The organism is Nocardioides epinepheli (genome assembly GCF_037936805.1).
In the GTDB taxonomy this organism is placed as follows: Bacteria; Actinomycetota; Actinomycetes; order Propionibacteriales; family Nocardioidaceae; genus Nocardioides.
In genome coordinates this window covers 48,798-68,677 of sequence record NZ_JBBMMC010000007.1, presented here as the reverse complement: position 1 = coordinate 68,677, position 19,880 = coordinate 48,798, and the positions used below count along the sequence as shown (strand labels likewise).

Sequence of the window (19,880 nt, the reverse complement as noted above, 5' to 3'; positions counted from 1 at the left end):
GGGGCGGAGTCCTTCAGACGAGAAGGATCACAGTGTCTCGGTGACCGCCGCGAGCGTGCCCTTGGCGGGCTTGACCCAGATCAGCAGGACGATCGCCAGCGCCATGCAGGCGGCCGGGAAGGCCATGCTGAAGATGACGCCGTCGGCCGCGGCCGTCTTGCCGATGACATAGGGCCCGAAGAACCCGCCGGCGGCGGCGATGGCGTTGATCGTGGCGAGCCCGACCGCGGTCTGCGACCGGCTGAGCGCCTCGGAGGCCAGCGCCCAGAACGGGCCGAGGTAGGAGAAGACGCCGATGGCCAGCAGGCACAGTCCGATCATGCCGAGGGACGGGGTCTCCTTGAAGACCATCGTGACGACCAGGCCGAGCACGGCGACGGCGAGCGTGCCCATCACGATCGGCTTGCGGTTGCCCAGCAGGTCGGAGTAGCGCGCGACGAGGAGCATCGCGATCGCCCCGCAGATGTAGGGGATCGAGCCGACCAGGCCGATGTTGGTCGCGGAGTAGCCGGGGTTGAGCTGGGCGACGATCTGCGGCAGGAAGAAGGTCATGCCGTACAGGCCGACGGCGTAGAGCAGGTTGATGAAGGCCAGGTAGAGGATCTTGGGGTCCTTGACGGCGTCGAGCGAGATCTCCATGTGGCCGTCGTCCTCGGCGTCGTACTCCTTGCTGATCTCGCCCTCGAGCCAGGTCGACTGCTCCGTGGTGAGCCGGCGCGCCTTGCTCGGCCGGTCGGCCAGGTAGAACAGCACCCACACGCCGAGGATCACCGATCCGGGCCAGCCAGATCCGCGCACCGACCTTCTTCATGATGATGTTGCTGGGCACCTCGAGGACCGTGTAGGCCACGAAGAAGATGGCGGCGACGGTGCCGTAGGTCGCCAGGCTGATGCCGAGGTCGGTCGACATCTGCAGGTGGGCGTAGCCGATCGCCGCGCGGTCCATGTAGTTGAACATGTAGAGGAGGAACGCCGCGAGCAGGACGTAGCGCTGAACCTTCCTCAGGACGACGGCGCCATTGGCCGAGACGTCCGAGCGGCTCGCGGGGGTGCTGGTGGACATGAGGACTCCAGGGTGCGGGAAGGGACGTGGTGCAGGGATGCTGCGGGAGCGGAAGGCGACTAGCGGGAGAACGCCGCGGCGTTCTGTCCGGCGAGGCGGCCCATGGTGAGGGCGTTGGCGACGGCGTTGCCGCCGCCGACATAGCGGTTGCCGAGGACGCCGCCCCCGGCCTCGCCGGCGGCGTAGAGCCCCGGGATCGGCCGGTCGTGCTGGTCGAGGACGGCGGCGCTGCCGTCGATCTCGAGTCCGGCGTGGGTGCACACCAGCTCGGCCGGGAGCACCCGGGTCGCGTAGAAGGGTGCGGTGGCGATGGGGACCGGCGCAGCGGTGACCCCCTTTGCCGCCAGCGTCTGGTCACGCTGGAAGTCGACGTCGGTGCCGAGCGGCAGCTGGTCGTTCCAGCGCTCGACGGTGGCGGCGAGGCGGTCGGCGGGGACGCCGATCCGTCCGGCGAGTTCGGTCAGGTCGTCGGCGGTGACGACGTGGCCGGAGCCGACGAGCTCGGTGACCCGTTCGGGCGTCCAGTCGGCGTAGCCGTCGGGCAGCGCGGTGCGCGCCGCCTCGTCGAACACCATCCAGGCGACGCCGCCCTGGGCGTCGATCAGCCCACCGGACACGGCGTAGGAGGCGTCCTCGTCCATGAACCGGCGACCCTCGCCGTTGACGTGCACGCGTGAGGTGGGCGGGAAGCCCGCCTGCCAGTGGTGGTAACGCACGAACTCCGCGGTGGGCAGCAGCAGGCCCCATCCGTCGCCGGCGACCGAGGCGCCGACCTGCTCGCCGAAGGAGAGGTGGTCGCCCCGGGAGCCGGGAGCGGCCACGACGAACATCGACTCGCCCGCGCGCAGGGCATCGGGGAACCAGCGCTCGACGAGCGCCGGGTCCTGGGCGAGGCCTCCCGAGGCGACCACTACCGCGCCGGCCCGCAGCTCGACGCCGTCGGCGACGACGCCGGTGACGCGGCCGTCCTCGCTCAGCAGGCCCTCGACCCGGGCGTGCAGCACGGCGTCGACGTCGTGGGACTTCCGGGCGCGGTCGAGCACCTGCACGAGCCCGTAGCCCTGGTCCTTGGGTACGTGGGCCCGCCACACGTCCTCGACGCCGGCTCGGGTAAGGCCCGGCATGTGGGCGTTGGTCGAGACCTGGGCGGGCACCTCGACACCGAGCTCGAGCAGCCACTCCAGAGTGGGGGCGGTCAGCTCGCAGAACCGGCGGATGAGGCCGGGCTTGAGGAGCCACTGGTTGAGGTCCATGTAGTGCTGGAAGAAGCGCTCGACGGTGTCATCGATGCCGAGCGCCTTCTGCACGCTAGTGCCCGCGGCGGTGAACATGCCGGCCGAGAGCTGGGTCGATCCGCCCAGCTCGCCCTCGGACTCGACGAAGCCGTCCGCACCGGCGAGGAGAGGGGTCTCGACCAGGCCGGGATGCACCGAGTTGACCCGGATGCCCCACCCGGCGAGCTCGCCGGCGGCGGACTTGGTCAGCCCGCGCAGCGCCCACTTCGACGTCGAGTACGACGGCGAGAAGTAGCCGATCTGACCGGCGATCGAGGAGATGTTGACGATCGAGCCCCCGCCGGAGTCGCGCATGAGCGGCGCGCACGCCTGGATCCCGAAGAACGGGCCGTCGAGGTTGATGGCGAGCACCTGCCGCCAGACCTCGTGCGAGGTGTCCATGAAGCGAAGGCGCCGCGAGATGCCGGCGTTGTTCACCAGACCGTGGAGCGCGCCGTGGGTGGCGCGCAGCTCCTCGACCAGGGCCGTCCACTGGTCGGCGTCGGTGACGTCGAGGGCATGCCCCGAGGCCGATCCGCCGTCGGCGCGGATCTTCTCCACCACCGGTGCACAGTCGGCGACGTCGGCGAGGACCACCTGCCAGCCGTCGGCGGCCAGCGCCGGTGGCATGACCCGCGCCCATGCCACCGGCGGCACCGGTGATCAGCACGACTCGGCCGGCAGCCTCAGACATGCCGGGAGCCGCCGTCGACGGCGAGGACGTGGCCGGTCACGTAGCGCGCGCTGTCGGAGAGCAGGAACAGCATCGGGCCGACGATCTCCTCGGGCGAGCCGAGCCGGTGCAGCGGGATGCTGTCGAGCGCCTTCGCCAGGGCCGGCGGGTCGTCATGCACCCACCTGGTCATCTCGGTGTCGACGAAGCCGGGGGCGATCGCGTTGACGCGCAGGCCGATGTCGCCGTACTCGACCGCCAGGCACTCGGTGAGGTGCGCGACAGCGGCCTTGGAGGAGCAGTAGGCGGCGCGACCGCGACGCACCCGGGCGGCGGCGACCGAGGCCATGTTGACGATCGACCCGCCCGGCTCCATCACCGAGGCGGCGGCCTGGGCCCCGTACAGCACGCCCTCGACGTTGATGGCGAGGGTCGACTGGATCTGGCTCACGGGGATGTCGAGGGCCGGCGTCTCCGGGAAGACCCCGGCGTTGTTGATCCAGAGATCGACCTTCCCGAAGCGCTCGCGCGCCAGCTCGGCGATGCACTGCTGGGCGTCGCGGTCTCGGACGTCGACGCCGGTGGCGAGCACCTCGCCGGCGTCGGCGACGTCGGCGTGCTCGAGGTCGATCGCCGCAGCGGTGCCGGCCATCAGCTGCTCGTCGAGGTCCGCGCCGACGACCTGGACACCGCGGCGCGCGAGGGCGGCGGCGAACCGGGCGCCCATGCCGCGGCCGGCGCCGGTGATGACGGCGACCTTGCCGCGCAGGTCGGGGTGGTCGACCTGCATCAGGTCGCCCTGGACCCGACCGGGGTGGTCGCTGGCCGGGGTGTCTGGCGCGTCGAGCAGGGTCATCGGTGGGCTCCTTGGTCGGGGTCTTCTCGGGGACGGGGATGGGAGTGGGAGCGACGTCGTCGCGCTGGACCTGGCGATGCGCGATCCGCCACGAGCCGTCGTCGAGGACGAGCCGGTCGGCGAGAGTGGTCAGCCGCACCAGGCGGCTGTCCTGTCCCTCGGGGGTCGCCACGATCTGGAGGTAGGCGTGCACGAGCAGGCCGGCGGGGCCGGTCGTCTCGATGTCGACGTTCGTGACGACGTGCCGCCGGTGGGTCCGATCGGCGACGCAGGAGTCGTGGAACCCGCGCGCGAAGGCGGCGAGATCGGCGGTCCCTTGGACGGGCTGCGGGTAGGAGGGGGAGTCGAAGACGCCGTCCGCGGTGAAGGTCGCGGCCCACCCGGCCGCGTCGCCGGTGTCGATGAGCCGCGACTGGCGCGCGTACAGCCCGAGAACCTTCGTCGTGTCGCTGTCGTGCATGGTGCCTTCCGAGGTAACGTGCGATATTCGCACGCAACGTGCTATAACTGCACGGAAGGCTAAGCAGGTCACACACGGTCGGTCAAGCCCTTCGCGCGACCCAGCACACGTCGAGCAGGAGGAGACCGCCATGATGTGGCTCATGGGGGAGGTGGAGGACGTGGTCGTCGACTCGGGGATGTCGAAGACGCTGCACTCGGGCCTGCGCGTCCTGGAGGTGCTCTCCTCGCACAGTGAGGGAATGACGATCACCGAGGTCGCCGCGGCGGTCGGCGTCCACCGCACCGTCGCCCACCGATTCCTGCGCACGCTCGAGGCCCACCGGCTCGTGCGCCGCGACCGCGCCAAGCGCTACCACCCCGGCGCCGGACTGGTGCCCCTGGCCGAACCGATCGAACGCGACCTGCGCACCGCCGCGCTGCCCATGCTCGAGGAGCTCGCCGACACGGTCGGTGCGACGGCACACCTGGTGGCCCAGGAGGATGCCGAGCGGGTCCGCGCGCTCATGGTGGTCGAGCCGCGCCGCGCCTCGGTGCACGTCGCCTTCCGACCCGGGCAGCTGGACCTGATCGACCGCGGATCGGCGGGGCTGGCCATCCTCTCCGCGCAACCGGCACGCCCGGGGGAGCGCGAGGAGGTCACCACGGCGCGCGAACGCGGCTACGCGGTCAGCTTCTCCGAGGTGATTCCCTCGGTGCACGGCATCTCGGCTCCGGTGCGGGTGCACCGCGACGGCGCCCCCCTGAGCGTCGGCGTCTCGGTCTTCGACCTCGGGGACGTCGCGAGCACGGGGGCGGCCGTCGTCGCCACCGCGACCCAGTTGGCCCGGGTCGCCGGCTGAGCTCTCGCCTCAGCTCAGGACGCGGCGATCACGTCCGGGTTCGCAGTGCCCCGGGCGCCGCGAGCGGTCGCGACCCCGAGCAGGACCAGGCCGGCACCCAGGACCGCCCCATGCGCGATGCGTAGGCCGGCGGGGGCGAAGAACTGCGGCAGGTAGGTGAGCAGAGCGCTCCCGGCCAGGAGGCCGGCGAGGCGCTCCAGGCCGCCAGCAGGCCACAGCCCGAGGATCAGCCGCGCGCCGACGAACGCGAGCAGAAGCAGGCCCAGGCCGAACGTCGCCATCTCGAACGGCGCGTACCGGAACCGCTCGGCGATGTCGAGCACGCCGGTATCGCCGGTCCGGACGGCGTACCCGCCAAGGGCATTGAGGCCATATGCCTCCGCTCCGTAGTAGGGCAGCAGGAGCACGACCGCCACCCACATCCGAGTCTCCGCCTTGCGGATCGGTTGACCGTTCCATCGCCACAGCGCGAGCCCCTCCTCGCTGGACGCCGACCGGAGGACGAATGCCAGAGTCACAAAGCCGACCATGCCGAGGACGTGAGCGATCAGCCACGCCGCGGAGCCGAAGTCGGCGGCACCTTCCGCGCCCGACTCGGGTCCGTAGGGACGCAAGGCGGGGTAGGCGGCGAAGGCCAGGCCGGCGATCGCGAGTCCGGCGGCGGTGAATCTGCGGTTCATCCTGTCTCCTATTGTGAGCTCTGCTCTCTCACTGCCCAACCATGCACTCGATCGCGTGGCATTTCAAGAGCAGTGCTCACATTTGTCTGACCCGCTCACACATGTGCCAGACTGGATCCATGTCGAACGGACTCACTCCGCGCCAGCAGGCCCGCGCCGAGAACCTGGCCCGCATCAAGGACCTCGCCCTCGCCCAGCTCGCCTCGGGCGGCGCCGCCGAGCTGTCCCTACGGGCGATCGCCCGCGAGCTGAACATCGTGTCCAGCGCGATCTACCGCTACTACCCGGGACGCGACGAGCTCATCACCGACCTCGTGATCGACGCCTACGACGACCTGGCCGAGCACCTGCTGGCCGCGCTCGAGACTCGCCGGGGCCCGCGACGTCACTGGATCGACGCTTGCCTGGCGATGCGCGAGTGGGCCATCGACCAGCCGCATCGCTTCGCGCTCATCTACGGCTCGGCCATCCCCGGCTACTTCGCTCCGGAGGAGACCATCGAATCGGCCGCGCGCGTGCCGGCCTGCTTCTTCGCGGCGGCGCCGGATGCCCAGGCGCCGGCGCAGTCGCATCCGATCGGTCGAGAGCTACGGCGCCAGCTCGGCGTCACGGCGGCCGCCTTCGACTCCGATGCGGACGCCGCAACGGTGCTGGCTCAGGTGACGGCGTTCGCCCAGATCGTCGGCATGCTCACCCTCGAGCTGAACGGGCACTTCGTCGGCGGCTTCGAGCCCGCCGACGACCTCTACGCCGCCGTCATCGAGCGCGAGGCCGACGCGCTCGGGCTCTGACCCGAGCCGGACCGGGCCACGACTGGATCAGACGGCTGCGGCGCGTCGGGCGCCGTACAGGTCGACCGGCAGCTCCTCGACGCCGTAGACGGCAGAGAGCTTGCGGAAGTCGAGGTCATCGCGGCGGGCGGTAACCTGAAGGTCGGGGAACCGCTCGGCCAGTGCTCGCAACGCGATCCGGAGCTCCATGCGAGCAAGCTCCGCACCGACACAACGGTGCATGCCGTGGCCGAATGCGAGGTGCCGCGTCGGCTCGCGGTGGGGGTCGAAGGTATCGGGGTCGGCGCCGGCCATCTCCGGGTCGCGGTTGGCGCCCAGCAGCGAGATCGCGACCGGGTCGCCCTCCTTGATCTGCTTGCCGCCGAGCTCGAGGTCGCGCTTGGCGAATCGCAGGAACGCCAGCTGCACGACGGTCAGGTGGCGCAGCAGCTCCTCCACGATCCGGTCGACCGGCTCGCGGTCGGCCGGATCGCCGCGGAGGAGCTCCATGGCCTCGGGGTTCTCGGCCAGCAGATAGGCGCCGAGCGCGAGCATCGAGGCGGAAGTCTCGTACCCGCCGAGGAAGACGCCGTCGGCGATGCCGCCGAGGGTGAGGTCGTCGAGGGTGTCGCCGTGCTCCTTGATCAGGCCGCCGATCAGCCCGTCGCCCGGGTTGTCGCGTTGGGCGGCCACGGCCTTGATAAGGAACTCACGCGTGTGGGCCGCGGCCCCGAAGGCCCCGCTTCCGCCCTGGGTGAGGTCGAACCGGGCGACGCCGAGGGCGAAGAAGCGCTCGCGATCCTCGACCGGCAGCCCGAGTAGCTCGCAGATGACCTGGAACGGGACGGGGAAGGCGAACTCCTTAACGAGGTCGACGTCGGGTCCGGCTGCCTCCATGGCATCGAGACGCTCGTGGACCACGCGCTCGATCTCCGGTTCGAGCCGAGCGAGACGGCGCATCGTGAACTCGGGCGTGAGGTAGCGACGCAGCGCGGTGTGGAGCGGCGGATCGGTCATCCCGAGCCCGCCGATCTGCTCCTCGTCGCTGCGCCCGTCCTGCGACACGAACTGACCGATGTCGTTGGAGTAGGCGTCGCGGTCGGCGAGGGCCTCGCGCGCCTCGGAGTAGCCGCTGACCAGCCAGATGTTCTTGCCGAACAAGGTGGCGAGCTTGGTGACCGGCTCGTCGGCGCGCACCTTGGCCATCTCGGGAAGGGGGTCGAGGCCGTCGCGCTTGAGCGGCATCGTCACGTTGTCGGGAAGGAAGCGCATCTTGCGCAGGTCGATCCCGTCACGCATCGTGCGTTCGAGGAGGAACTTCCCCACGCGCTGCTTGATCGCGTCCACAACCTTCATGGGGATATTGGATCAGAGAACCGCGCCAGATCCCGCCTCGGCGCGACCCTGGAATGTCCCTGAAACCCGCCCCGTGAGCGGCCCGAGCCCAGGCTCAGCCTCGCTCAGCCGGCGTCGGATCCGAGCTGGGCCAGCTCGAGGGGCACCGAGGAGCGGGCCCCGAGGTCGGGCACCGAGGGTCGCGCGCCGTCGCGCACGAGCAGGTCGCCGATCGCGGCGATCATCGCGCCGTTGTCGGTGCACAGGCGCATCGGCGGCACCCGGAGCTCGATCCCGGCCTCAGCGCACCGCTCCTCGGCCAGCGACCGCACCCGCGAGTTGGCGGCGACGCCGCCCACGATCACCAGCGTGTCGACACCCTCCTGGCGACAGGCGCGGATGGCCTTGGTGACGACGGTGTCGGCCACGCACTCCTGGAAGGAGGCGGCGATGTCGGCCACCGAGATGCCGGGGTCACGAGGCGCGGCGACGTAGCGCGCCACGGCCGACTTGAGCCCGGAGAACGAGAAGCCGAGGGCGGGGTCGCGCTGCCCCATCAGCGGGCGGGTGAACCGGACGGCGCGCGGATCCCCGTCGCGCGACACCCGGTCGATCGACGGTCCGCCCGGATAGGGCAGCCCGAGCAGCCGGGCGACCTTGTCGAAGGCCTCACCCGCGGCGTCGTCGAGGGTGTCGGACAGGTGGACGATCGGCGTGCGGACCAGGTCGTCGACCGCGAGCAGGCTGGTGTGCCCGCCGCTGACGATCAGCACGATGCTGCGCTCGGGCAGCGGCCCGTGGACCAGCGTGTCGGCCGCGGCGTGTCCGGCGAGGTGGTGCACGCCGTAGAGCGGGACGCCGAGCGCGAGCGCCGAAGCCTTGGCGGCCGCGACCCCGACGTGCAGCGCCGTCGCGAGGCCCGGACCGGCCGTCACCGCCACCGCGCCGATGTCGGACCAGTCGAGCTCGGCGTCCGCCAGCGCCGCGCGCATCGTGGGCACCATCGCCTGGACGTGGGCCCGGGCGGCGATCTCGGGGACGACGCCGCCGAAGCGGACGTGCTCGTCGATGCTCGAAGCGAGCGCGTCACCGAGCAGGACGCCGTCGCGGACGAAGCCGACGCCGGTCTCGTCGCAGGACGTCTCGATGCCCATCACGATCGTCACTCGGGTCAGTCTCCCAGCATGGCGCGCAACGCGGCGCGGTGGGCGCGGTAGGCCTCCTCGCCCGCCTTGGTGAGCGAGTATGTGGTGGTGGCACCTTTCCCGCGCCCGGCCTTGACGGTCTTCACGTATCCCGCCGCCTCGAGGGCCGACATCTGCTTGGAGAGGTCGGAGTCGCTCAGGTCCAGGTGCTCCTTGAGGAACCGGAACGTGACCGTGGGGGCGTTCGCCAAGATGGCGGTGGCAGCGAGGCGCTTCGGCGCGTGGATGACCGGATCGAGCCCCGCGATCACGAGAGTCGCGCCCTGACCTGCGCGACCGCGGTCGCGTGCACCCGCTCGTAGGCGAGGATCCCCACGAGCGCCAGGACCGCGGTGACGAGGGCGGCGATCGGGATCGGGATCAGCAGGCACAGCGTGATCGCCACGATCACCACGACGGCCAAGCCGATGAGGTAGTGCCGGTAGGACCGCGCGATCTCCGGCGGCGGGTTGCCGTGACCGATGCGCGGCATCGCGCCGTGGCGGCGGCCCACGACCTTCACGCTCAGCCCCGCGAGGGCGAGCAGCCCGATCGTGACGAGGCAGAAGAGAAGCTGGTGGGTCTCGAACCAGGCGAAGTTCGCGACGTACGCGCCCGCCCAGACCGGGGCGCCGACGAGGTACCACCACGGCGTCTTCGGGGTGTCGAGGTAGGGCGCGGCCTCAGCGCGCTCCACGGTGGACAGCTGGTCTCCGAGGTCGTTGCTTTCCATAGTGGAAACCCAACTCTTGCTTTCCACTTCGGCAAGTGGAAAGTCGGGTGCGACTCCCAGTCCTGGGTGGTAGGACTGCCACATGCTGCCGGAGACCGCACCGCTTCCTTCGTGGACGGTCGAGGTGCCCGCGCTCGAGTCCGACGGCGTCCGACTGCGGGCCTGGCGCGACGACGACGGGCCGCGCCTGGTCGAGACCGCCCTCGACGACGAGTTCCGCGCCGGGATCCCGCACTCGCCGCTGCCGACCACGCTCGACGACGTCCCGGAGTATCTGGCGCGGGTGCGCGAGGGAACGGCCGCGGGGAGTCGACTGCCGTGGTGCGTGGCAGACGCCGAGACGGACCTCGCGCTCGGGAACGTCGCGCTCTTCGACTTCGACGACCAGCCACGGGGCGAGCAGACCGCCGAGCTCGGCTACTGGGCGCACCCGGCAGCGCGCGGTCGCGGCGTGATGACGACCGCGCTCCGGCTCGTGGTGCGGCACGCGTTCGACCCCGACGGCCTGGCATTGCGACGCCTGTACGTGCTGACCCCGCTCGACAGTCTCGCGTCGCGCCGCCTCGTGGAGCGGATCGGCTTCGTTCAGGTCGGAGCCGAGCGCGCCTCGAGCCCGGTGCTCGGCGGAGGATGGCGCGACACGGCGCTCTACGACCTGCTTCGCGAGGAGTCCGGCACGTAGCGGATCGCGTTCGTGGCGGATCCCGTACGTGGCCGATCCCCTACGTGGCGGATCCCCTACGTGGCGGATCCCCTACGTGGCCGATCCCGTTCGTGACCGATCCCGTACGTAGCAGATCCGGCTCAGCGCAGCGGTGGCGCGGAGTAGGTGCGGCGCGCGCCCGCGCCGCCGACCTTCGAGGGACCGTTGTCGGTGACGATCGCCAGATTGACGAAGATCCGCTCCATGTCGGCCAGGAAGGCAGCCTGAGCGCCGGTGGCGGCGGCCTTGTCGCCGTCGATCGAGAATCCGAACTCCTTGCGGAACTCGTCGGTGACCCGGCCGCGCGAGGACCACTCGGTCGCGACCTGGACGGTGTCTCGCCCGGTGCCGTCGACGATGTAGGTGCCGTAGTCCTGGATCGACCGGGCGAGGATCTGGGCCGGCTCGGTCGTGAGTGCGGAGACGTTGAACGTGTTGGGGAGGGTCAGCAGCGCGCCCATCACTGCGTGCGGGGAGCGCGGCGTGGGCGCCGCTGCGCCGTAGCCGTAGGCCCAGCCGGCGTCCGCCGCCAGCGCCGGCCAGCGATAGCCCTTGAAGAGCGCGGTGTCGCGGGTGAGCCACATCCGGGAGAAGATCTCGATCTTGGTGGCGTGCGGGATGTTCCCGCCGCGCACCCACTCCCCGAGCCGGATCGTGCCACCGAACGCCGTCATGAAGCTGCCGCCGTGCGAACCGCCGCCGGAGGTGTTGGCGGCATTGGGTCCCATGCCGCCGGTCAGCAACGAGTCGCCCTGCCACTTCCCGGAGGCGTACTGGCTGGCGAAGCCGTCCTTGCACTCGGTCAGCGGCTGGGTCTCGCGCAGCGTGTAGTCAGGCATCACGATCGCCGCGGAGTGGTTCGGGACGATGCCGAACTGATCGCCGTCTGACAGCGGACGCAGCGGGAAAGCGTCTGTGGTGCCCAGCGGGACCGTGTTGTTCCAGTTCGCGTCGCAGCGGTCGCCGTTGAGCTTCCATCCGGCGCTGTGCGGCGCGATCGAGGTCCACTGCGAGGTCGGCAGGGTCGGGTCCATGAACAGGAGGTCGTCCTCGACGCGCAGCGTCTTCTCGGCCGGCGCCTTCATCCCGAAGGGGACGAGGGTGGCCGAGGTGCCGCGGGGGGTGTTCCAGAACGAGTTGCTCGGGTAGGGCCAGCGGAGCGGGTCGCGGCCGGTCACGTTGAAGCGGACGGCGACAGTCCGGTCGAGCTTGCGCCGACCGCGGTCGGAGCGAGCCTGGATGGAGTAGCGGCCCGGCGGAAGCACGACCTCGAACGACCAACGACCGGTGCCCTGGGCATGGCGGAAGTCGCGGCGCGCGGAGAAGGTGCCGTTGTCCTGGCGCCAGTGGCCGGTGCCCAGGTTGCGGATGGAGATGCGGACCCGCTTGGCCTTGACCTTGCCCCAGCTACGACCTGAGATTCGCAGCTGCGCGCGATTGGTCGGGGTGAAGGTGGAACCCGTCACGGGCGAGTCGATGACCGTGGTGCCCCACTTGCGCTTGCGCTTCTTGGCGCCCTCGATGCCCTCGGCGCCCTCGGCGCCCTCGGCGCCCCCGACGCCCTCGGCGCCCTCGGCCGGCGCCTGGGTGGCGGAGGGCCGGTCTGCGGCGTCGGCGCGGCCGGATCGCTCGGCCGCGCTCGCGGCGCCGGAGGTGGGCAGCAGCGCGCTGAGCACAGCGACAACGACCGCGACGACGACCGCGTAGACACCGGGGTGCGGGCGCCGGGCCGAGCGCGCCGACCGCAGTCGCTCGGCGACGCGACCGCGGCGCGGAGCGCGGTCCGATGACTCGAGATTCATGTCTGGTTCTTCGGTTCGAGAGGTGTGGCGCCTTGACCCCGGCCCAGGTCGAATCGGTGTGATCTCGACGCCGATCGGCATCGAGGATCCGCATCGAGCCCTGGGCCGGGAGCGCGCTCGTGGGGGGTCGAGCGAGTGGAGCCTAGACCGGACTAGCCCACCCTGGGGCAAGAATCGGCAAATCTTTGCCAGCCGGTGGTGGCACCCGAGACCGGTCTTCTCGGCCGGGGCTTGACTAGATACCCCATAGGGGTATGGTAGCCTCAGCATCAGATACCACTAGGGGGTACCTTGGAAGTGTGACCCCCGATCCGAAGGACAGCACCGTGGCGCATTCCGACACCGACGAACCCGAGCCGGCCGCTCCGCCGAGCTACCTGGTCCACAAGACCAAGGACGACTACCTCAAGCGGCTGCGCCGCATCGAGGGACAGGCGCGCGGCCTGCAGCGGATGGTCGAGGAGGACAAGTACTGCATCGACATCCTCACCCAGGTCTCGGCCATGACCAAGGCGCTCGAGGCGGTGGCCCTCGGCCTGCTCGACGAGCACCTCGCGCACTGCGTGGTGAACGCCGTCGCCGCGGGCGGGGAGGAAGCAGAGCTCAAGCTCAAAGAGGCGTCCTCGGCCATCGCGCGCCTCGTCCGGTCCTGAACCACCGCGGTCCTGAGACCGACCCACACAGAGGAGAACACCCCATGAGCCAGACCAGCACCCACACCGTCACCGGCATGACCTGCGGCCACTGCGTCTCCTCGGTCACCGAGGAGGTCCAGGAGATCCCCGGCGTCGAGAGTGTCGAGGTCGACCTGCCGACGGGCGTGGTGACCATCACCAGCGCCGAGCCTCTCGACGAGTCGGCCGTCCGCGCCGCCGTCGAGGAGGCCGGCTACCAGCTGGCATGAGCACCTCGGCGAAGCTGGCCGGCTTCGCGGCTGCCGTCGCCGCGATCTTCGGGATCGCGATCCTCGTGGGCCGGGTCGTCGGCCCGGTCGACGACACCGACAGCGCACACGACCAGGGCCAGCACGGCTCCGACCAGATGGGCGCCACCCACGGCGGCCACGCTGAGGGCCAGGACGCCGCGGCCGAACTGCCCGGCGGCCTGATGGTCTCCCAGGACGGCTACACCCTGGCGCTCGGCCAGGAGCGCGCCACCGCGGGCGTGGACCGGCCGGTGAGCTTCACGATCACCGGTCCCGACGGCGCCGCCGTGACCGACTACGAGACCGCGCACGACCGCGACCTGCACCTGATCGCCGTCCGCAGGGACCAGACCGGCTTCCAGCACGTGCATCCCACCCTGGACGCCGCCACCGGAGAGTGGAGCGTCGAGCTCGACCTGACGCCGGGCACCTGGCGGCTCTTCGCCGACTTCGTGCCCGAGGGCGGCGATCCCCTGACCCTCGGCACGGACCTCAACGTGGCCGGTGAGTTCGAGCCGGCCTCCCCCGGACCCGAGCGCCGCGTCGCCGACGTCGGCCCCTACCAGGTCAGCATCGACGGTGACCTCGTAGCGGGCGCCGGCGCCGAGCTCACGGTCTCGGTCACCAAGGACGGCCGGCCGGTCACCGACCTCGAGCCTTACCTGGGCGCCTACGGACACCTGGTGGCCCTGCGCGACAGCGACCTCGCCTACCTGCACGTGCACCCCGACGGCGACCCCGACGACGACGCCACCGAGCCCGGCCCCGACGTGGTGTTCCACACCGCCGTGCCGAGCAGCGGGCGCTACTACCTCTACTTCGACTTCCAGCACGGCAACGTCGTGCGCACCGCATCGTTCGCCGTCGACGCCCCAGCGGCCGAGTCCGGCGGATCGCACGGCAGCGCCGGCCATAGCCACTGACCCCACGAGAGGAGGACAGGCAGATGAGCACCCCGACCACGACCACGACCGGCGAGGCCGGCAGCGACGTCGAGCTCGCCATCACCGGGATGACCTGCGCCTCGTGCGCCAACCGGATCGAGCGCAAGCTGAACAAGCTCGACGGCGTCACCGCGACCGTCAACTACGCCACCGAGAAGGCCAAGGTGCACTACGCCGACGGGATCGACCCCGAGACACTCGTCGACGCCGTCGAGCAGGCCGGATACGCCGCGACCCTCCCCCAGCCCGAACCCACGACCGAGGCCGGCGAGGAGGGCGCAGCAGCCGGCGACGCCGCCGACCCCACCCGGGCGCTGCGGCAGCGCCTGATCATCTCGGCCCTGCTCTCGGTGCCGGTGATCGCGATGGCGATGATCCCGGCGCTGCAGTTCACCAACTGGCAGTGGCTCTCGCTGACCCTGGCCGCACCGGTGGTGGTGTGGGGTGCCTGGCCGTTCCACAAGGCAGCCTGGACCAACCTGCGGCACGGCACCTCCACGATGGACACGCTGATCTCGCTGGGGACCCTCGCCGCGCTCGGCTGGTCGGTCTACGCGCTGTTCTGGGGGACCGCGGGCACGCCGGGCATGACCCACCCGTTCGAGTTCACCGTCGAACGCACCGACGGCGCGGGCAACATCTACCTCGAGGCCGCGGCCGGGGTGACGACGTTCATCCTCGCCGGGCGGTACTTCGAGCAGCGATCCAAGCGCCGGGCCGGCGCCGCACTGCGGGCTCTGCTGGAGCTCGGCGCGAAGGACGTCGCGGTCCTGACCGGCGGCTCCCCCGACGACCCCGAGAGCGGCGTCGAGACCCGCATCCCGGTGGGGGATCTCAAGGTCGGCGACCTGTTCGTGGTGCGGCCCGGGGAGAAGATCGCCACCGACGGCACGATCGAGCGCGGCACCTCCGCCATCGACGCCGCGATGCTCACCGGCGAGTCGGTGCCGGTCGAGGTCGGGCCCGGCGACGACGTCGTGGGCGCGACCGTAAACGCCGGCGGACGGCTCGTCGTCCGCGCCACCCGGGTCGGTTCCGACACCCAGCTGGCCCAGATGGCGCGTCTGGTCGAGGACGCCCAGAACGGCAAGGCGCAGGTCCAGCGCCTCGCCGACCGGATCTCGGGGATCTTCGTCCCGATCGTGATCCTGCTCGCGGCCGGCACGCTCGGCTTCTGGATCGGCACCGGCAACGGCCTGTCGATGGCCTTCACCGCAGCGGTCGCGGTGCTCATCATCGCCTGCCCGTGCGCGCTCGGGCTCGCCACGCCCACCGCGCTCATGGTCGGCACGGGGCGAGGCGCCCAGCTCGGCATCCTCATCAAGGGACCGGAGGTCCTGGAGTCCACCCGTCGCGTCGACACCGTCGTGCTCGACAAGACCGGCACCGTCACGACCGGCGAGATGAGCCTGCGCGACGTCGTCGCCGCACCCGGCGAGGACGCCGACCAGGTGCTCCGATTCGCCGGCGCCCTCGAGGACTCCTCCGAGCACCCCATCGCCCGCGCGATCGCCGACGCGGCGCGCGAGCGGGTGGGGCCGCTGCCGCGGGTCGAGGACTTCGCCAACCTCGCGGGCCTCGGCGTCCAGGGCGTCGTGGTCGGGACCGACGACGAGGCGGACGCGAGCCACGCCGTCCTCGTCGGCCGCCCGCAGCTGCTCGCCGAGTGGTCCCAGACCCTGCCGCCCGAGCTGGAGCAGGCCATGGCCGAGGCGCAGGCAGCCGGCGGCACCGCGGTCGCGGTCGGCTGGGACGGCGCGGCGCGCGGCGTGGTCGTCATGGCCGACTCGATCAAGCCGACCTCCGCCGAGGCGATCGCCCGGCTGCGGGACCTCGGTCTCCGCCCGGTCCTGCTCACCGGCGACAACCTGCGTGCCGCGCGCACGGTGGCCGCCGAGGTCGGGATCGCCGAGGCCGACGTGATCGCCGACGTGCTGCCGACCGACAAGGTCGAGGTCGTCACCCGGCTCCAGGACGACGGCAAGGTCGTCGCGATGGTCGGCGACGGCGTCAACGACGCCGCCGCCCTGGCCCAGGCCGATCTCGGCCTCGCGATGGGCACCGGTACCGACGTCGCCATCGAGGCCAGCGACCTGACCCTGGTGCGCGGAGACCTGCTCGTGGCGGTCGACGCGATCCGGCTCTCGCGCCGCACGCTCGCGACGATCAAGGGCAACCTTTTCTGGGCCTTCGCCTACAACGTCGCCGCGCTGCCGCTCGCGGCCGCCGGCCTGCTCAACCCGATGCTGGCGGGCGCGGCGATGGCGTTCTCGTCGGTGTTCGTGGTGTCGAACAGCCTGCGCCTGCGCGGGTTCAAGCCAACCGCCTCGACCACCGGAGGTTGAGCAAGCCGGAAGGGCGAGGAACGAGCCCAACCGGCGCCGACGAAACCTCCCAACCCCGCCTGCCAACGCCGGCACCGCCGGTCGCCGGGGTTTCGTCAGCGCTCGCTGGCGCTCACTTGCTCAACCTCCGGCGAAGGGGCAGCTGGCCGGAACCGTGCTCGAGATCCGGCGGACGCTAACGTCGCGGCGTGAGCAAGCAGACCGCCCTCGACCTCGGCGGAGCCGGGCTGGTGCTGCTCGGCGGGACGATGGGCACGCTTGGCCGTTACGGGGTCTCGCTGGCGTTGCCGACGGCCGACGGCTGGCCGTGGCCCACCCTCGCGGTGAACGTCAGCGGCGCGTTCCTGCTGGCCCTGCTGCTGGAGTGGCTCACGACGCCGGCCCCGGAGTCGAGCGGACGGCGTCGGGTCCGCCTTCTGCTCGGTACCGGCGTCCTCGGGGGCTCCACCACCTACAGCACGCTCGCCGTCGAGACCGAGCGGCTCCTCGCGGCCGGTGATCTCGAGATGGCGGCGGGCTATTGCGCCGCGACCCTGGTCGTGGGCCTGCTCGCCGCGGTCGGCGGCTACCTTCTGGCCGCCCGGCTGCGCGGCGGCCGAGTCGTCCCGGAGTCCGAGGAGGGGGCCGCGTGATCCTCGCGCTCCTGATCGCCGTCGCCGGCGGACTCGGCTCGGCGCTGCGCTACCTGGCCGACCGGGCCGTCGCGGCCGTCCTCGGTCCCGCGTCCTGGGGCATCGTCCTGGTCAACGTCACCGGCTCCTTCGCCCTCGGCGCGCTCACCGGGCTCGCGGCCCGTGGCGCCCTCGCCGAGGACCCGCGCCTGATCCTCGGACTGGGCGTCTGCGGCGGCTACACGACGTTCAGCACCGCGATGGTCGACGTGCTACGGCTCGGCCTGCGCGACCGGCGCGGAGCCGCCGTGGCCTGCCTCCTCGGCACCTTCCTCGGCGCCGTGGGTGCTGCCGCACTGGGGTTCGCGGTCACCGCCTGACGGCGTCCGCGACGGCGTCGCGCACCGTCTGCGCCCAGACCTCCGGATGGGTCGCCCATAAGTCGTGCGGCACGTCCGGCACCACCGAGAACCGCCCGTGGCGGACCAGCCGGGCGAGCTGCTCGGCCGGCCAGGCCGGCCGGATGTCGTCGCCCGCGGCGATCAGGTGGATCGGCACGTCGCAGTCGGCGAGCCGGCGCCACAGGTCCGGGTGCTGGGTCCACTCGGTGAAGGAGTGCGCCAGCGCGGCGTGCACGCCCTCGTCCCACTCGATCTCGACCACCGGCTCGGTGGGGCGCCCTGACTCGTAGGCCTCCGACCAGAGCCGGTCGCGCTGGGGCCCACGCCCGGCGATGCCCACCACGGCGGTGACCGGGCCAGGATGCTCGACGGCGTAGCGGACGGCGAGGTCGGAGCCCCAGGAGTGACCCAGCACGGTCCAGGCGTCGACGCCGACCGCGACCCGGATCGCCTCGAGGTCGGCGATGGCACGCTCGATGGTGTGCGGCCCGCCGCCGGAGCGACCCACGCCGCGCGGCTCGGGATACCAGCAGCGAAAGCCGGGCGGGCCGAGGTCGGCACGTTCGAGGTACTGCACGCAGCCGGGTCCGCCGGTGAGCAGGAGCAGGTCGGGCCCTTGGATCGGCCCCGCCGCACCGACGTGGAGGTCGACGTCGTCGACGCGCACGGTCCTCGATTCAACTACCACACCACAAGCCTATGGAAGCCTCTCCCGACGGTCTCATCGGTGGCCTACGATCCGGTCACCCTTCCCGACCGCACCGCAGACCGAGAGGACGCCGATGAGCGACCAGGTGACGTACACCCTCGAGCCGGACGAGCAGCCCACACACTGGTACAACATCGTCGCCGATCTGCCGACTCCGCCGCCTCCGCCGCTGCACCCCGGCACCCGCGAGCCGGTCGGGCCCGACGACCTGGCGCCGCTGTTCCCACCCGAGCTCATCGCGCAGGAGGTCAGCGGCGAGCGGTACGTCGAGATCCCCGAGGAGGTGCTCGACGTCTACCGGCAGTACCGGCCCTCGCCGCTGTATCGCGCCCGCCGCTGGGAGGAGAAGCTCGGGACGCCGGCGCGGATCTACTTCAAGTACGAGGGCGTGTCACCGGCCGGATCGCACAAGCTCAACACCGCGGTGCCGCAGGTGTACTACAACCGGCTCAACGGCATCACCCGGCTCACCACCGAGACCGGCGCTGGCCAGTGGGGCACGGCGCTGTCCTACGCCGCGGCGCTGTTCGGCGTGGAGTGCGAGGTCTGGCAGGTCGGGGCGTCCTACGACACCAAGCCGCAACGGCGCACGCTCATCGAGGTGTTCGGCGGCAAGGTGCACCGCTCGCCGAGCCGGCTCACCGAGTCCGGCAAGGCGTTCGAGGAGGGTCACCCCGGCTCGCTCGGCATCGCCATCTCGGAGGCGGTGGAGGTGGCCGCGCAGGACCCGGAGGCCAAGTACTCGCTCGGCTCGGTGCTCAACCACGTGCTGCTGCACCAGAGCATCATCGGCGAGGAGGCCCTGCGCCAGCTGGCCAAGGCGGGCGAGTCCGGCGCCGACCTAGTCGTCGGCTGCGCCGGTGGCGGCTCGAACTTCGCCGGCCTGGTGTTCCCGTTCCTGCGCGAGAAGCTTGCCGGCAACCAGAGCCCGCGGATCCTCGCCGTCGAGCCGAGCTCGTGCCCGACGCTGACGCGCGGCGAGTACCGCTACGACTTCGGCGACACCGCCGGGCTCACGCCGTTGATGAAGATGTACACCCTCGGCCACGACTTCGTGCCCTCGCCGATCCACGCGGGCGGGCTGCGCTACCACGGCATGGCGCCGCTGGTCTCGCACGCCGTCGACCAGGGCCACATCGAGGCCACCGCGCTGCACCAGAACGAGTGCTTCGAGGCCGGCGTCGAGTTCGCCCGCACCCAGGGCATCGTCCCGGCCCCGGAGTCCTCGCACGCGCTGGCCCAGGCCCGGCGCGAGGCCCTGGCGGCCAAGGACGCCGGCACCGAGCCGGTCATCGTCATCGGCCTCTCCGGCCACGGCCTCCTCGAGCTCGGCGCCTACGCCAACTTCCTCGACGGCGCCCTCGACGACGACCCGCTCTCCGACGACGCCCTCTCCGACGCCCTCGCGAACGTCCCCGTCATCGACTGACGCCTCCGACTCCCCCATCTACGCTGACCCGTCCGCTATAGCTGACGGGTCAGCGCGGATTTCACGCTGACCCGTCTGCTATGGCTGACGGGTCAGCGTCCATTGCGAGTCGCCACCTGTGGATAAACCGGATGCGGGTGGG

20 protein-coding genes and 1 pseudogene are annotated in these 19,880 nt (G+C 71.4%); 10 read left to right on the top strand and 11 right to left on the bottom strand.

The window, feature by feature from the left end; all coding sequences use genetic code 11:
* Positions 1–27 precede the first annotated feature (27 nt).
* From WMR31_RS11155 to WMR31_RS11140, 4 genes and pseudogenes are all read right to left on the bottom strand, one after another.
* A complete protein-coding gene (locus tag WMR31_RS11155) occupies positions 28–798 on the bottom strand; it encodes an MFS transporter (protein WP_340538898.1) in 771 nt (256 codons plus the stop codon).
* Positions 799–1,122: 324 nt separating this feature from the next.
* Complete coding sequence (locus WMR31_RS11150; protein ID WP_340538897.1) at positions 1,123–2,967, bottom strand: SDR family NAD(P)-dependent oxidoreductase; 1,845 nt, start codon at positions 2,965–2,967, stop codon at positions 1,123–1,125.
* Between the two features lie 56 nt (positions 2,968–3,023).
* Positions 3,024–3,866 carry an SDR family NAD(P)-dependent oxidoreductase gene (locus tag WMR31_RS11145; protein WP_340538896.1) on the bottom strand — a complete coding sequence of 281 codons (843 nt, stop codon included), beginning with the start codon at positions 3,864–3,866 and terminating at the stop codon, positions 3,024–3,026.
* Positions 3,867–3,951: 85 nt separating this feature from the next.
* Positions 3,952–4,326, bottom strand: a pseudogene (locus WMR31_RS11140) (nuclear transport factor 2 family protein); the annotation flags it as partial.
* Between the two features lie 130 nt (positions 4,327–4,456).
* On the opposite strand from WMR31_RS11140, the gene WMR31_RS11135 reads away from it, so the two are divergent.
* Positions 4,457–5,167 carry an IclR family transcriptional regulator gene (locus WMR31_RS11135; protein WP_340538895.1) on the top strand — a complete coding sequence of 237 codons (711 nt, stop codon included), beginning with the start codon at positions 4,457–4,459 and terminating at the stop codon, positions 5,165–5,167.
* Positions 5,168–5,181: 14 nt separating this feature from the next.
* Here the strand turns inward: WMR31_RS11135 and WMR31_RS11130 are convergent, their stop codons facing one another.
* Positions 5,182–5,847, bottom strand: a complete 666-nt coding sequence (locus WMR31_RS11130) for a hypothetical protein (protein ID WP_340538894.1) — start codon at positions 5,845–5,847, stop codon at positions 5,182–5,184.
* A gap of 119 nt (positions 5,848–5,966) precedes the next feature.
* Here WMR31_RS11130 and WMR31_RS11125 point away from each other — a divergent pair, with 119 nt between their 5' ends.
* A complete protein-coding gene (locus tag WMR31_RS11125) occupies positions 5,967–6,638 on the top strand; it encodes a TetR/AcrR family transcriptional regulator (RefSeq protein ID WP_340538893.1) in 672 nt (223 codons plus the stop codon).
* A 27-nt stretch (positions 6,639–6,665) separates the two neighbouring features.
* On the opposite strand, the gene WMR31_RS11120 is transcribed toward WMR31_RS11125, so the two are convergent.
* From WMR31_RS11120 to WMR31_RS11105, 4 genes are all read right to left on the bottom strand, one after another.
* Positions 6,666–7,973, bottom strand: a complete 1,308-nt coding sequence (locus WMR31_RS11120) for a cytochrome P450 (RefSeq protein ID WP_340538892.1) — start codon at positions 7,971–7,973, stop codon at positions 6,666–6,668.
* A gap of 104 nt (positions 7,974–8,077) precedes the next feature.
* Positions 8,078–9,127 carry a tRNA (adenosine(37)-N6)-threonylcarbamoyltransferase complex transferase subunit TsaD gene (gene tsaD, locus WMR31_RS11115; RefSeq protein WP_445321627.1) on the bottom strand — a complete coding sequence of 350 codons (1,050 nt, stop codon included), beginning with the start codon at positions 9,125–9,127 and terminating at the stop codon, positions 8,078–8,080.
* On the bottom strand, positions 9,124–9,408 hold the full coding sequence (locus tag WMR31_RS11110) for a transcriptional regulator (RefSeq protein WP_340538891.1): 285 nt from the start codon (positions 9,406–9,408) through the stop codon (positions 9,124–9,126). Before WMR31_RS11110 ends, tsaD begins: the two co-directional genes overlap by 4 nt.
* Entirely contained in the window at positions 9,405–9,869 is a 465-nt protein-coding gene (locus tag WMR31_RS11105; RefSeq protein ID WP_340538890.1) for a hypothetical protein, read from the bottom strand. The genes WMR31_RS11110 and WMR31_RS11105 overlap by 4 nt, the downstream gene beginning before the upstream one ends.
* Before the next feature lie 82 nt (positions 9,870–9,951).
* On the opposite strand from WMR31_RS11105, the gene WMR31_RS11100 reads away from it, so the two are divergent.
* Positions 9,952–10,551, top strand: a complete 600-nt coding sequence (locus WMR31_RS11100) for a GNAT family N-acetyltransferase (RefSeq protein ID WP_340538889.1) — start codon at positions 9,952–9,954, stop codon at positions 10,549–10,551.
* A gap of 122 nt (positions 10,552–10,673) precedes the next feature.
* Here WMR31_RS11100 and WMR31_RS11095 read toward each other — a convergent pair whose 3' ends face one another.
* Positions 10,674–12,374, bottom strand: coding sequence for a hypothetical protein (locus WMR31_RS11095; protein WP_340538888.1), 1,701 nt, complete (start codon positions 12,372–12,374; stop codon positions 10,674–10,676).
* A 377-nt stretch (positions 12,375–12,751) separates the two neighbouring features.
* Between WMR31_RS11095 and WMR31_RS11090 the strand changes: the two genes are divergently transcribed.
* The 6 genes from WMR31_RS11090 (at position 12,752) to WMR31_RS11065 (ending at position 17,579) form a co-directional block, all read left to right on the top strand.
* The gene (locus WMR31_RS11090) at positions 12,752–13,027 is read left to right on the top strand and encodes a metal-sensitive transcriptional regulator (protein WP_340539066.1); all 276 of its coding nucleotides are present in this window, start codon (positions 12,752–12,754) and stop codon (positions 13,025–13,027) included.
* Between the two features lie 44 nt (positions 13,028–13,071).
* Positions 13,072–13,278, top strand: coding sequence for a heavy-metal-associated domain-containing protein (locus WMR31_RS11085; protein ID WP_340538887.1), 207 nt, complete (start codon positions 13,072–13,074; stop codon positions 13,276–13,278).
* Positions 13,275–14,222 (top strand): DUF8832 domain-containing protein, encoded by a 948-nt coding sequence (locus WMR31_RS11080; protein WP_340538886.1) that lies wholly within the window; start codon positions 13,275–13,277, stop codon positions 14,220–14,222. Before WMR31_RS11085 ends, WMR31_RS11080 begins: the two co-directional genes overlap by 4 nt.
* A 23-nt stretch (positions 14,223–14,245) precedes the next feature.
* The gene (locus WMR31_RS11075) at positions 14,246–16,588 is read left to right on the top strand and encodes a heavy metal translocating P-type ATPase (protein WP_340538885.1); all 2,343 of its coding nucleotides are present in this window, start codon (positions 14,246–14,248) and stop codon (positions 16,586–16,588) included.
* 188 nt (positions 16,589–16,776) lie between these two features.
* Positions 16,777–17,220: a fluoride efflux transporter FluC gene (locus tag WMR31_RS11070; protein WP_340538884.1), complete on the top strand. Its 444-nt coding sequence runs from the start codon at positions 16,777–16,779 to the stop codon at positions 17,218–17,220.
* On the top strand, positions 17,217–17,579 hold the full coding sequence (locus WMR31_RS11065; protein ID WP_340538883.1) for a fluoride efflux transporter FluC: 363 nt from the start codon (positions 17,217–17,219) through the stop codon (positions 17,577–17,579). The genes WMR31_RS11070 and WMR31_RS11065 overlap by 4 nt, the downstream gene beginning before the upstream one ends.
* Here the strand turns inward: WMR31_RS11065 and WMR31_RS11060 are convergent.
* Positions 17,569–18,267, bottom strand: a complete 699-nt coding sequence (locus tag WMR31_RS11060) for an alpha/beta fold hydrolase (protein ID WP_340538882.1) — start codon at positions 18,265–18,267, stop codon at positions 17,569–17,571. The two genes, WMR31_RS11065 and WMR31_RS11060, sit on opposite strands and share 11 nt — an antisense overlap.
* 115 nt (positions 18,268–18,382) lie before the next feature.
* Here WMR31_RS11060 and WMR31_RS11055 point away from each other — a divergent pair, with 115 nt between their 5' ends.
* The gene (locus tag WMR31_RS11055; protein ID WP_340538880.1) at positions 18,383–19,738 is read left to right on the top strand and encodes a TrpB-like pyridoxal phosphate-dependent enzyme; all 1,356 of its coding nucleotides are present in this window, start codon (positions 18,383–18,385) and stop codon (positions 19,736–19,738) included.
* The last annotated feature ends 142 nt before the right edge of the window (positions 19,739–19,880 follow it).